The organism is Tahibacter sp., from assembly GCF_035481375.1.
Lineage (GTDB): Bacteria > Pseudomonadota > Gammaproteobacteria > Xanthomonadales > Rhodanobacteraceae > Tahibacter.
On record NZ_DATIGT010000318.1, the window covers coordinates 1 to 12,945 of the forward strand.

The 12,945-nt window shown below is 68.3% G+C and carries 10 protein-coding genes; 6 read left to right on the top strand and 4 right to left on the bottom strand.

What is annotated here, in order from left to right; genetic code table 11:
* Window positions 1-804, bottom strand: an 804-nt coding sequence (locus tag VLF18_RS20960) for a patatin-like phospholipase family protein (protein WP_325281577.1), incomplete at its 3' end; no start/stop codon positions are given.
* Window positions 805-881: 77 nt separating this feature from the next.
* Window positions 882-1,163: a polyhydroxyalkanoic acid system family protein gene (locus tag VLF18_RS20965; protein WP_325281578.1), complete on the bottom strand. Its 282-nt coding sequence runs from the start codon at window positions 1,161-1,163 to the stop codon at window positions 882-884.
* A gap of 186 nt (window positions 1,164-1,349) precedes the next feature.
* Here VLF18_RS20965 and VLF18_RS20970 point away from each other — a divergent pair, with 186 nt between their 5' ends.
* The 4 genes from VLF18_RS20970 (at window position 1,350) to VLF18_RS20985 (ending at window position 6,757) form a co-directional block, all read left to right on the top strand.
* Complete coding sequence (locus tag VLF18_RS20970; RefSeq protein WP_325281579.1) at window positions 1,350-2,015, top strand: hypothetical protein; 666 nt, start codon at window positions 1,350-1,352, stop codon at window positions 2,013-2,015.
* The gene (locus VLF18_RS20975; protein ID WP_325281580.1) at window positions 2,002-4,698 is read left to right on the top strand and encodes a serine/threonine-protein kinase; all 2,697 of its coding nucleotides are present in this window, start codon (window positions 2,002-2,004) and stop codon (window positions 4,696-4,698) included. Before VLF18_RS20970 ends, VLF18_RS20975 begins: the two co-directional genes overlap by 14 nt.
* A 2-nt stretch (window positions 4,699-4,700) precedes the next feature.
* Window positions 4,701-5,804 carry a putative porin gene (locus VLF18_RS20980; protein WP_325281581.1) on the top strand — a complete coding sequence of 368 codons (1,104 nt, stop codon included), beginning with the start codon at window positions 4,701-4,703 and terminating at the stop codon, window positions 5,802-5,804.
* A gap of 80 nt (window positions 5,805-5,884) precedes the next feature.
* Entirely contained in the window at window positions 5,885-6,757 is an 873-nt protein-coding gene (locus VLF18_RS20985) for an FHA domain-containing protein (protein WP_325281582.1), read from the top strand.
* Between the two features lie 36 nt (window positions 6,758-6,793).
* Here VLF18_RS20985 and VLF18_RS20990 read toward each other — a convergent pair whose 3' ends face one another.
* Window positions 6,794-7,420, bottom strand: a complete 627-nt coding sequence (locus VLF18_RS20990; RefSeq protein ID WP_414717253.1) for a sulfite oxidase heme-binding subunit YedZ — start codon at window positions 7,418-7,420, stop codon at window positions 6,794-6,796.
* Window positions 7,417-8,403 carry a protein-methionine-sulfoxide reductase catalytic subunit MsrP gene (msrP, locus tag VLF18_RS20995; protein WP_325281584.1) on the bottom strand — a complete coding sequence of 329 codons (987 nt, stop codon included), beginning with the start codon at window positions 8,401-8,403 and terminating at the stop codon, window positions 7,417-7,419. The genes VLF18_RS20990 and msrP overlap by 4 nt, the downstream gene beginning before the upstream one ends.
* A 160-nt stretch (window positions 8,404-8,563) precedes the next feature.
* Here msrP and VLF18_RS21000 point away from each other — a divergent pair, with 160 nt between their 5' ends.
* On the top strand, window positions 8,564-11,761 hold the full coding sequence (locus tag VLF18_RS21000) for a PAS domain S-box protein (protein WP_325281585.1): 3,198 nt from the start codon (window positions 8,564-8,566) through the stop codon (window positions 11,759-11,761).
* A 97-nt stretch (window positions 11,762-11,858) separates the two neighbouring features.
* Entirely contained in the window at window positions 11,859-12,941 is a 1,083-nt protein-coding gene (gene serC, locus VLF18_RS21005) for a 3-phosphoserine/phosphohydroxythreonine transaminase (protein WP_325281586.1), read from the top strand.
* Window positions 12,942-12,945 lie beyond the last annotated feature (4 nt).

Sequence of the window (12,945 nt, forward strand, 5' to 3'; positions counted from 1 at the left end):
GCTCGCGGTCGCGTCGCCGACCGCGTTGGCGTCGAACGGCACGAGCGGATTGATGCCGATCACGAGATCGGCGCCGTCGTCGAGCGCGACCGAGGCATGCAGCGTGCGCTGCAGCGCGCCGTCGACGTAGTAGCGGCCGTCGATCGCGACCGGCGGATACAGGCCGGGCAGCGCGGAGCTGGCCTGGATCGCGCGCGAGATCGGCACCGCGTCGTAGCCCGGCGCGCCGAAGCGCACGGCCTTGCCGCTGTCGAGTTCGACCGCGATCACGTAGAGCCTGCGATCGAGCGTGCGGAAATCGTTGCTGCGGCCGTTGCGCGTGAACACGCCGCGCAGGAAGGCCTCGATCCGCTCGTTGTCGAACAGGCCGGTCGGCAGCAGGCTGCCGAGGCGCACGAGGTTGTCGGTCAGGGTCTGCTGCAGCGGGCGGCGCGCGATGTCGAGCAGCCACTCGGCGACGACGCCCGGCGCGCGCCAGCTGCGGCGCAGGTATTCAAGCAGCGCCGGCTGCACGAACAGGTCGGGCCGGAAGCGCGCTTCATGGGATTCGCTGGTCAGGAAGATGCGGCACATCTCCGCCGGACTCAGCCGGTTCGCGAGTCCGGCTGCGATGAACGCGCCGGAACTCACGCCGACATAGACGTCGAGCGCGTTCGTGTCGAGGCCGTGCGTCGCGTCCTGGATCGCGCAGAGCGCGCCGAGTTCATAGATGCCGCCGAGCGGACCACCGCCGGCGACGGCGAGGCCGATGCGCGGACGGCGGCGCGGCTTGGGCGGTTGGCTGGCGGCCTGGATGACGAGCATGGCGATCCGCTGTCGGAGTGTCGGGCCGATTGTAGTCGGCCGCGTCAGGCCTCCAACCCGGCCGATGGTCGAAGGGCTCAGGCCGTGCCGAAGTGCTGCACGAGGCGCTTCTCGATTTCCTTCTCGACCGCGGGCTTGAGCATCGACAGCAGGAAGCCGAGTTCGGCGGTCACGTGCACGAGGCCCTTTTCGAGCGCGATCTTGCCGTTCACGCCGGAACGCTCGAAGTGCAGCACGTTGCCCTTCCAGCCCCAGGTCAGGTCGAACTTCCGGGAAATTTCCTCGGCCACCTCCGTCACGGCGATCTTGGCTTCCTTGACGGGCTTTGCGTGCTTGTGGCGAATGTCGATCGAGGGCATTGCTGGGTTCCGCTTGAAGAAAAGACGAGGCTTGTGGCCCGGGAGCTTTGCACTATGATGCCCGAGGCCGCGCAGTCGGCGTGACGCAGTGCCGCATGCGGCGGTGATTGCGGCGGAGGCGCTGTTTTCAAGCCAGCCGTCGGGGACGGCCCAACGACACGCGCAAACGACAAGGGACGGGCTGACGTGCATCCGAGAACGCTGCTGTGGGCGATCCTGCTGGCGCCGTGCGCCGCGAGTGCCGCAACGATTGAAGGCCGCGTCACGCTGACGCTCGACGGCAAGGAACTCCGTCCCGAGGAGGCCGCCGAGGCCGTCGTGTATTTCCGCCCGACGACGCCCGTGCCGGTGGCGCCGGCGAAACAGCCGGTCGAGATGATCACGCTGCGCAAGCAGTTCTCGCCGCGCATCCTGCCGGTCACGGTCGGCAGCGAGGTCCGCTTTCCGAACCAGGACCCGATTCTCCACAACGCGTTCTCGACCTCGAAAGACAATGGCTTCGACATCGGTCTGTACGGGCAGGGCGAGGGCAAGGCGCAGCGTTTCGACCATGCGGGCTACGTGCGCGTGTACTGCAACGTGCATCACTCGATGGTCGGCCACATCCTCGTGCTCGACACGCCGTTCTTCGTTCGTCCCGACGCGCAGGGCAAGTTCCGCCTGAAAGACCTGCCGGCGGGGAAGGGCGATCTCGTGATCTGGCTCGACCGCGCGACGCCGTGGCATGCGGAGGTCGTCGCCGGCAAGTCCGACCCGGTCTCGGTCACGCTCGAACTCGCGCAGAAGAAAATCCCGCCGCACATGAACAAGTTCGGCAAACCCTACGGCAGGAGCAGCGATGGCGGCTATTGAGGGGCACCGGCGTCAGCGCGGCTTCGCGCTGCCGCTCGCGATCCGCTTCTTTCTCGCGATGGCGCTGATGATCGTGCTCGCGGTCAGCGCGGCGACCGTCGTGACCTACGTGCAGGGCAACCGCGTCGCTGACCGCGCGATCGGCAAGACGCTGACGACGAGCGAAGCCGCGCAGCGCGAGTTCGAACAGCACCGGCTCGAACAACTGGAACTGAGCCTGCGCCTCGTCGCCTCCGATGCGAGCTTCGTCAAATACATCGCGGACGCGAACAGCGCGAGCAATCTTCCGGGCCTCGGCGGCGACGCCGCGCCCGACACGATGTCGATGCGCGATCTGCTCGGTGACCGGCAGAAGGACATCGGCTTCACGCTCGGCATCCTGCTCGACGGCAAGGGCGAGGTGCTCGCGCGCACCGATCAGACCGAAGCCTTCACCGAATCGCTGGCGGCCGATCCGCTCGTCGCGCCGGCGCTGGCCGAGGCGCGTCCGCTCAGCGGTTACTGGCGCATGGACGGCAAGCTCTATCAGGCCGCGATCGTGCCGCTCGCGCAGGACCAGAACGTCGTCGGATTCCTGCTGCTGGCGCAGGTCGTCGACGATGCGCTCGCGAAGAAGGTCGCGCAGGTCAGCGGCGCGGAAGTCGCGTTCTGGATGCCGCTCGGCGGCAAGCCGGCGCTGGTCGCGACCTCGCTCGACGCGCCCATCGCCGATGCGCTGCGCGAATCCATCGCGATCGGCGGCGTGCCGCCGAAGAGCGCCGGCGGCGACGGCGCGCATCTGGATCTCGGCGGACAGGACTGGGTCGCGCGCGTGTCGCCGACCGCCGCCGCCGACGCAGCCGATCTCGGCCAGGTCATGGTGCTCGCCTCCTCGCAGCAGGTCGTCGCGAGCTATCGCGCGATCCTCAACAGCGTCGTGCTCGGCGGTCTCATCACGATGCTGCTCGCGCTGCCGCTGTCGTACCTGATCTCCAAGGGCATCCTGCGGCCGGTGTCGGCGATGGCCGCCGCGGCCGAGCAGGCCGCCGCCGGAAATTTCCAGACGCGGCTGGGCACGCAGGGCAGCGACGAACTCGCACGGCTCTCCCGCGCGTTCGACTCGCTGCTCTCCGACCTGCGCGAAAAGAGCGACATGGAAGGCTACGTCGGCAATCTCGCGCGCTTCCTGCCCGAGCCCGGCCAGGAGGGCTCGGGCGTCACCGTGCACACGCAGCCGATGACGCCGGTCCTGCCGGCGCGGCGCGAAGCCGCGGTGCTGCTCGGGCTCGAATACCGCCATCTGCTGACCCTGCCGGCGCAGACGCCGCCGGACCAGGTCGTCGACGGCAATGCCGACGTGCACGCACGGCTGTCCGCGCTCGCGGCGCAGTCGGGCGCGCTGTGCCTGCGCGGTCCCGGCGCGCGCTGGACGCTGGCCTTCAGCGGTCCGCGCCGGCTCGCCGATGCGCTCGGTGTGCTGCGCGGCGAACTCGCGACGACACCGCCGCCGGCCGCGGCGCTCGCCGACGGTCCGGTCGTACTCGCCGATGCGGGCGGCGATTCGCGCCTGATCGGCGCGGTGCAGGTGCAGATCGACCGGCTGCTCTGCGATGCGGCGCCGGGCCAGGCACTGGCCGGCCGCAGCAGCGGCGAAACGCTGCGCAGCGAATACGGCGCCGATGCCGTGGCCGTGGCGACCGGCGGTTTCAGCAGCAAGCAGTACTACGCGCCGACGAGCGACCTGCTGAGCCGCGTGCCGGCACCGGCTGCGGCCGCGCCGGACTTCGAGAACAACGCGACCGTGCCGCGCGGTGCCGCAGCCACGTCGCCGCGCACGACGCCCGCACCGGTCCCGCGCGCTGTGCGCGACAGCGGCGAACTGCCGCCGGGCTCGACGCTCGGCGGCCGCTACCGCGTGCTGTCGATCCTCGGCGCCGGCGGCATGGGCGTCGTCTACAAGGCGCACGATCTCGAACTCGACGACGTGGTCGCGCTCAAGATGCTCAAGCCCGGCGCGCTGCTCGACGCCGAGCAGCTCGACCGGCTCAAGAGCGAGATCAAGCTCGCGCGGCGCATCACGCATCCGAACGTGCTGCGCACCTTCGATTTCGGCGAGGTCAACGGCCTGCCGTACATCTCGATGGAATACGTGCGCGGCATGACGCTGCGCTATCTGCTGCGCGAGGCCAAGCGCGTGCCGTATTCGGCCGGCCTGCGCATCGCGCGCCAGCTCGCCGCGGGTCTCGCGGCCGCCCACGAGGTCGGCGTGCTGCACCGGGACATCAAGCCCGAGAACCTGATCCTCGAAGCGAACGGCAACGCCAAGCTCATGGACTTCGGCATCGCGCGGCCGGCGCGGCGCGCAACGCCCGGACACACCCAGCCCGGCACCTTCCTCGGCACGCCGAACTACTGCGCGCCGGAGCAGCTGGCCGGTGAAGAAGTGGACGAACGTGCGGATATCTATTCCTGCGGCGTTCTCATGACCGAGATGTTCTGCGGCGCGCTCCCCTACAGCGGGTCGAACACGATGGAGATCTACATGGCGCAGATGCAAGCCGAGCCGACGCGACCGTCGGCACTGTGGCCGGAAATCCGGCCTGAACTCGAGACGCTGATCCTGGGCTGCCTCAAACGCAACCGCACCGAGCGGCCGGCCAGCGCGGCCGATCTCGCCGCTGCACTCGCGCAGTTGCGGGCCTGACCGTGCGTGCCGCTCCCGCACTGGCCTGCCTCGCCTTCGCCCTGGCTGCCGTCTTCGCCGACGTCGCACCGGCTCATGACAGCATCCTCGATGCCTCCGCCGAGGAGGCCGCGCCTGCGTCGCGCTGGACCTGGTTCGGCGACCTGCTGGCGCGCTACGACCACGTCGAAGGCCTGCCGAACGATCGCACGGTGAGCCGCTGGCGAGGCCGCGGGCGACTCGGCGGCGAATTCGCCGCGATGCCGCAGCTGAGCTTCGGAGCCGCGATCGAACTCGCGCAGGGCAGCGACGACAACGCGGACAACCGCATCAACAACGACAACGAGCGCAGCGACCACGCGAACGTCGATCAGCTCTGGCTGCGCTGGCAGCCCGGCGAGAACACGCGCGTGCTGATCGGCAAGACCGCGTTTCCGCTCGAACTGTCGCCGCTGACCTGGGATGCGGACCTGCGTCCGGCCGGCGTCAGCATCGACCAGTCCTTCGCACTCGGCGACTACAGTCGTCTGCAGCTCGTCGCCGGCGGCTTCGCTGCGCAGCATCTCTACGACGACGACACGCGCATCGCGGCGGCGCAGCTGGCCTGGCGCTGGCACGAAGGCGCGCCGACAAATGCGTCCGTGCTGCTGAGCTACCTGGACTTTTCCGACCTCGGCCAGCTGACGCGCCAGGGACTCACGCGCACGAACCGGCGCGTGCCGGCGAACGGACCGCTGCTCAGCGACTACCGGCTGCTCGACCTGCAGCTCGTCGGCCGCACCGCGGTCGGCGAATGGCCGCTCGAGGCGCGCGTGGATCTCGTGCGCAATCTCGGCGCCGACGACCAGCGCGACGGTGCGCGCTTCAGCCTCGTGCTGGGCAGCCGGCTGCGTCCCGGCGGCTGGGAAATCGGTTATTCGAACCAGCGCATACAGCGCGACGCCGTGCTTGCGGCATTCAACGAAGACGATTGGTGGTTCCACAGTTTCACGCATGGCTTCATGCCGTGGATCGGCTACGGCATCGACGAGCGCTGGAGCCTGCGGCTCGCGGCCTTCCACGAACAGCGCGACGGGCTGCCCGAGCACACCGACCGCGTGCTGTTCGACGTGGCCGCGCGCTGGTAATCCCCGGGGCGGCTCATGCTAAATTGCCACCGCGTCAATCAACGGAGTGGGCCGGTCAGCTGATGGAAATTCGCGCGCGCTTGAGCTTTCCGAACGGCGAGCACCCCGATTTCGTGCTGGCCCCCGGCGTTTGTGGAATAGGCTCCGATCGGGACAATCAGGTCGTGCTCGGCGGCAACGGCGTCGCGCCGCATCACGCGCGTCTGGAGATCGACGGCCGCGGCCTCACGCTCAGCGTGCTCGATCCGAGCGCGCACACGCATCTGAATGCGCGTCCCGTGCGCGAAAAGGGCATCGTGCGGCTCGGCGATGTGCTCAGCGTCGACACGGTGCAGATCGTCGTGAAGCCCGAGCGCGATGAAGTCATCCGCACGTCCGTGCCGAGCGAAAGCCCGAATTCCGCCGATGCCGAGACGCGCGCACGCACGATTCCGTCGAAAGTCGTGCTGCGCGGCGTGTCCGGCGCGCAGTTCGGCCGCATCGTCGCAGTGCGCGGCCGGCTCACGATAGGCCGCGGCAGCGAATGCGACCTCGTGCTCGACGAGCCGGAGATGTCGCGCCGCCACGCGATGATCGAGAACAACGGCGACGGCATCTACCTGCGCGATCTGGGCTCGTCCAACGGCACGTTCGTCAACGGCGTGCAGGTCCGCGACGCGGTGCTGCATCCGGGCGACCAGATCGCATTCGACCGCAACCGCTTCCTGCTCGAAGCGCCGGGCCTGCCGCTGCGCGGCGAACTCGTCGAGGAACGCAGCCCGGGCTTCGCGCCGGCCATCACGCAGACCATGCAGGCCGTGACCTTGCCCGATCCGCCGGCCGGCAAGCCCAAGCCCGCAACGGCGCAGCCTGAAGCCGATACCTCGGCCAGCCGCAACGAAATCTGGTGGTTGATCGGCGCCGCCGCGGCGATCGGCGGCGCGATCGCGCTGCTGCTGCTGTTCGGCTTCTGAAATCGGGGTAGGGGTTCGCCTGCGGCTCACCCCGACCTACGACACTTCGCGCGTTCGCCGGAGCCGGTGCCACGGCAGCCGGAACGCCATCAATACGAGATAGATCGCGAGATAGATCAGCGGCTCGCGCACCGCGATCTCCTGGCCCGACTTCACGAGCCACAGGTAGTGCAGCACCGCGAACAGGCCGATCGCGTAGACGAGTCTGTGCAGCTGCGACCACCGGCGGCCGAGGCGGCGCATCATGCCCTTGGTCGAGGTGATCGCGAGCGGCACGAGCAGCAGCCAGGCGAGAAAGCCCGCGGTGATGTAGGGCCGCTTCACGATCTCGCCGAAGAGCTGGCGCCAGAAGCCGCCGAGGTCGATGAAGAGATAGATCGACAGATGCACGCTGGCATAGAAGAACGCGAACAGTCCGAGCATGCGACGGAAGCGGACGAGCGCCGAGACGCCGGTGAGCTGCCGCAGCGGCGTCACCGCGAGCGTGACCAGCAACAGACGCAGCGCCCAGTCGCCGGTGCGGTGTTCGAGCATCGCGACCGGGTCGGGTCCCAGGGTCTGTGCGTAGACGTCCCAGGCGAGGACGAGAAACGGTGCGAGGCACAGCGCGAAAACAGCGAACTTGGCGATGACGATCTGGGTTTCGGTCGGTTTCTTCATCAGAAGTTCGTGCGCAGATCCATGCCGGCGTAGAGCGAGGCGACGTCCTCGGCATAGCCGTTGAACGGCAGTGTCGCGACGCGGCGCGCGAACAGGCTGCCGCCGTTGCCCGAGATCCGGCGTTCGCTCGCCTGCGTCCAGCGCGGATGGTCGACGGCCGGGTTCACGTTGGAATAGAAGCCGTATTCGTTCGCTGCGGCGAGATTCCACGACGTCTCCGGCTGGCGTTCCCAGAATTCGATGCGCACGATCGACTTCGCACCCTTGAACCCGTATTTCCACGGCACGACGAGCCGCAACGGCGCGCCGTTCTGGTTCGGCAGCTCGCGTCCGTAGAGGCCGACCGCGAGCAGGCTCAGCGGATGCATGGCTTCGTCGATGCGCAGTGCTTCGCGATAGGGCCAGTCGAGCACGGGGTAGGCGAGGCCGGGCATTTCCGACGGACGATTCACGGTCGTGAAGGCGACGTACTTCGCGCGCGAGGTCGGCTTGAAGCGCGCGAGACATTCGCCGAGCGGAATGCCGACCCACGGAATCACCATCGACCAGGCCTCCACGCAGCGGTGCCGGTAGACGCGTTCCTCGAGCGTGTGCGGCTTGAGCAGGTCTTCGAGCGCGAAACGGCCGATGACCTCGGCGTGGCCGGCGACTTCGACGGTCCACGGCTCGGGTCGGAACTTGCCGGAATTGCGCGCCGGCGCGGCCTTGGCCGTGCCGAACTCGTAGTAGTTGTTGTAGGTCGTCGCGTCGTTCCAGCTCGTCAGTTCCTCGTCGGTCTTCCAGCGGTCGTTGCGCGCGGCCGACAGCGGCGTGCCGCTGGGCTGAGCGGCCGCGGGCGCGGCCTGGCCCGGCTCGCTGCCGCCGCAACCGGTCGCGAGCAGCGGCGCGGCGAGTCCGAGCGTGCGCAGGAACTCGCGCCGGCGCAGGTAGACGGATTCGGGCGTGATCTCTGAGCCGGCGATCGGCGTGCTGCGGAATCGTTTCATGTCGGACCTCGTTTCCGGACCAGACCGGGTCCGCCGCAGCGATCTTTCGCGGAGGCCTCCGAAAATCGCCGTCGACGTTTTTCGACGTTCCGTCATCGAGCGCTGGCGGCGCCGACAGCCGTCGTTATACTGGCGCGAAACCGGTCGATGTCGAGTGATGGTGCACGGGGAACCTCACATTGCAGCGGCATTCCGTTACTCGGCCAGCCTGATCGTGCTGCTGGACGCGGGCGACGGCTGCATCGTCGATGTCAGTCCCGCCGTCGAGAAGGCACTCGGCTATTCGCGCGACGAACTGATCGGCAAGCGTCCGATCGACATCGGTCTCTGGCGCAACCTCGACGAACGCGCGCTGCTCTGGGCCAACCTGCGCAGCCAGGGCAGGCTCTGCGACCAGCCGTTCGAATTCGTCGCGCGCGACGGACGCGTGCTGCGCATGCTATCCAACTGCGAGATGTTCGACCTCGACGGACGTACGCGCGTGATCTGCATCGGCCGCGATCTCGACGAGCAGCCGCATGCCGTCGCCGTCGCGGCGGATGTGTCGAGCTATCGCTCGCTGTTTCTCGCCGCGGCGGAAGGCATCTATCGCAGCCTGCCGGCCGGCGGCCTCATCGACGTCAATCCGGCGATGGCGCAGATCTTCGGCTACCCGTCGCCCGAAGCCATGCTGCGCGAATTCGGACACTCCTCGCGCGAGGTCTACGTCGACGGCGAGGACTACGAACGCGTGCTCGAGGAAATCCGCCGCGACGGCGTGCTGAGCAACCGGCGCTCGCACGTGCGCCGGCGCGACGGTACGACGATCTGGATCAGCGAGAACCTGCGTTCCGTGCACGACCCCGACGGGCGTCTGCTGTTCTACGAAGGCTCCATCGTCGACATCACGCGGCAGGAGGCCGCCGAGAGCGCGCTGCGCCAGTCCGAGGAGCTCTATCGCATCCTCGTCGACAACTGTCGCGACGGCGTGTTCCTGATCCAGCGCGGCAGGATCGTCTTCATCAACGACGCGATGGCCGGCATGCTCGGCTATGCGGTCGCCGAGCTGACCGGAAGCAGCTACATGGACCTCGTCGCGCCGGAGTCGCGCGAAGCGCAGGAGCAGCGCCGCGCCTCGCGCGAAAGCGGGTCGCGCGAAGTGCAGGGCTACGAGATCTTCATGCTGTGCAAGGACGGTTCGCGCCGGCTCGTGCAGGTGCGCGCCGACCCGGTTGTCTACAACGGCGACATCGCGAGCACCGGCACGGCGCGCGACATCACCGAGGAACGCGCGCAGCAGCAGGCGTTGAGCGAAGCCGAGCGCAAGTACCGCCAGCTGTTCAGCCACTCGGTCGTCGGTCTCTTTCAGACCCGCGCCGACGGCAGCGTCGTGGAAGCCAACGCCGCGCTCGCGCGGCTGCTCGGCTATGCGTCGCGCGGCGAGATGCTGCTGCAGCTGCGGCATTTCGACGATCTGCGCGTCGACCCCGACGCGCGCCAGCGCATCTTCGAGCTGCTGCAGGCCAACGGCCGCGTCGACGACGAGGAAGTGCGGCTGCGGCGGCAGGACGGAAGGAATATCTGGATTTCGGTCAATATCCACATCGTGCGCGACAGCGAAGGCGGCGTGCGCAGCCTCGAAGGCTCGGTGCAGGACATCACCGCGCGCCGCGACGCCGAACGCGCGCTGCTGAGTTCCGAGGAGCGCTACCGCACGCTCGTCGAACATGCGCAGATCGGCGTCTACGTGATGCGCGACGCGCGCTACATCTACGTCAACCAGCGGTTTGCGGCGCTGACCGGCTACGACGAGCGCGAGCTGATCGGCATGCACTGGACCGAGCTGACGACCGAAACGGGGCGGACCATCGTCGAGGACCGGCTGGCCGCGCGCCAGCGCGGCGATCCGGTGCCGCTGGAATACGAGACGCTGCTGCGGCGCAAGGACGGGCGGGAGCTGCGCATCAGCGTCAGCGCCGGGCCGATCCAGCTGGAAGACGGCAACTACTTCAGCGGCACGGCACGCGACGTGACCGAGCGGCATCGCTTCGAGAGCGAACTCGAACACAACGCGACCCACGACGCGCTGACCGGTCTGCCGAACCGCGTGCTGTTCGAGCGCTATCTCGTCGCGCGGCTGCACGATGCGCGCATCGCCGACGATTTCCGCTACGCGATCCTGTTTCTCGATCTGGACGGCTTCAAGCTCGTCAACGACAGTCTCGGACATGCGACCGGCGACCGGCTGCTCGTGGAAATCACGGCGCGTCTGCGCGCCGCGGTACCGCCGGGCTCGGTACTCGCGCGCTACGGCGGAGACGAGTTCACGGTCCTGCCGCCGGTCTGTACGGTCGAGGAGGCGGAGCGCCTGGCGCAGCGGCTGCTGCAGGCAGTCAGCGAACCGTTCGCGTTCGGCGGCCATCGCATCTACTCCGGCGCGAGCATCGGCATCGTCACCGGACGCGCGGGCTACGAAACCCCGGAACAGGTGCTGCGCGACGCCGACACCGCGATGTACCGCGCGAAGGCGCGCGGCAAGTCGGCCTATGTCGTATTCGACGAAGCCATGCATCAGGCCGCGCGCGAGCGCCTGCGGCTGGAGACGGATCTGCGCGAAGCGGTCGAGCGCGCGGAGTTCCGCGTGCACTACCAGCCGGTCGTCGACCTGCGCAGCGGCAACGTCGTCGGCTGCGAGGCGCTGCTGCGCTGGGCGCATCCGCAGCGCGGGCTCTTGTATCCGCCGCAGTTCCTCGGCGTCGCCGAGGAAACCGGCCTGATCGTCGCGATCGACTGGTGGGTGCTCGAAGAGTCGTGCCGCCAGCTCTGCGAATGGCAGCAGCGCTATCCGGCCTACGCGCGACTGCGCGTCAACGTGAACGTCGACGATCGCCAGTTCGCCGAGCGCGACGTTTCCGTCGGCATCGGTCGCGTGCTCGCCCGCACCGGGCTGTCGGCATCCTCGCTCGCGATCGAAGTCACCGAGACCGTGTTCCGCGCGGGGCGCGGGCATGCCGAGGCGATACTGGCCGAGGTCAAGCGCCTCGGCGTGAGTCTCGTCGTCGACGATTTCGGTACCGGCTATTCCTCGCTCGATTCGTTCGCGTCCTCGCCGTTCGATGCGTTGAAGATCGACCGCAGTTTCGTGCGCGACATGGAAGCGAACCGGCGCCATCGCGCGATCGTGCGCACGATCTCGGGCTTCGCCGAAGACCTCGGCCTGTCGCTGACTGCCGAAGGGGTCGAGACGCAGGCCCAGGCGGAACTGCTGATGGCCATGGGCTGCGGCACCGCGCAGGGCTTTCTCTATGCGCCCGCGCTTGCGGCCGACGCGATGGAACAGGTGCTGGCCTCGGGTTCCGCGCTCAAGCGCCGCGCCTGACGCGGTCCGCGTCCTGCCTCGCGATATCACCGAATCGCCCTGGCGTGCGCGCGTTCGCGCGGCATAATGCGGGACTCGTCGTCGCGGAGCCGCTGCCTTGAGTCGTGGACACAATTTCAGCGCCGGCCCGGCCGCGCTGCCCGAAGCCGTGCTGCGCCGCGCGCAGGCGGAAATGCTCGACTGGGGCGTCGCCGGCGCGTCGGTCATGGAGATCAGCCATCGCGGCAAGGAATTCATCGCGATGGCCGAGCAGGCCGAGGCCGACCTGCGCGAGCTGCTCGCGATTCCGGCGAACTACAAAGTGCTGTTCCTGCAGGGCGGGGCGACGCAGCAGTTCGCGCAGATTCCGATGAACCTCGCGCGCCGCGAGCAGCGCATCGACTACGTCGTGACCGGCGACTGGGGCGAGAAGGCCGTGCGCGAAGCCGGTACGCTCGCGCGCGTGCACGTCGCCGCGAATTCGGCCGGCAACCGGCACACGGCGATTCCGCCGCGCGAGTCGTGGGATCTCGATCCGAATTCGGCCTACGTCCACTACACGCCGAACGAGACGATCCGCGGCGTGGAGTTCCTCGATATTCCCGATGTGGGCGACGTGCCGCTGATCGCCGACATGTCCTCGACCATCCTGTCGCGGCCGATCGACGTGTCGCGCTTCGGCCTCATCTATGCCGGCGCGCAGAAGAACATCGGCCCGTCGGGCATCGTCGTCGTGATCGTGCGCGAAGACCTGCTCGCGCGCTGCCCTGACGACATGCCGAAGATCTTCAACTTCGCCGAGCACGCCGCGCAGGGCTCGATGCTGAACACGCCGAACACGTTCGGCTGGTATCTCGCCGGACTGATCTTCCAGTGGCTCAAGGCCGAAGGCGGCCTCGTCGAGATGGAAGCGCGCAACCGGCGCAAGGCACAGACGCTGTACGGCTACATCGACGCGTCGGGCTTCTACGCGAACCCGGTCGATCCGGCCGCGCGCTCGTGGATGAACGTGCCTTTTACCTTGCGGCGCAGCGAACTCGATGCGGCGTTCCTGCAGGAATCCAAGGATGCGGGCCTGCTCGCCTTGAAGGGGCACAAGCTCGTCGGCGGCATGCGCGCGTCGCTGTACAACGCCGTCTCGCAAGGCAGCGTCGATGCCCTCGTCGATTTCATGAAGGATTTCGCGCGGCGCAACGGATGACGGT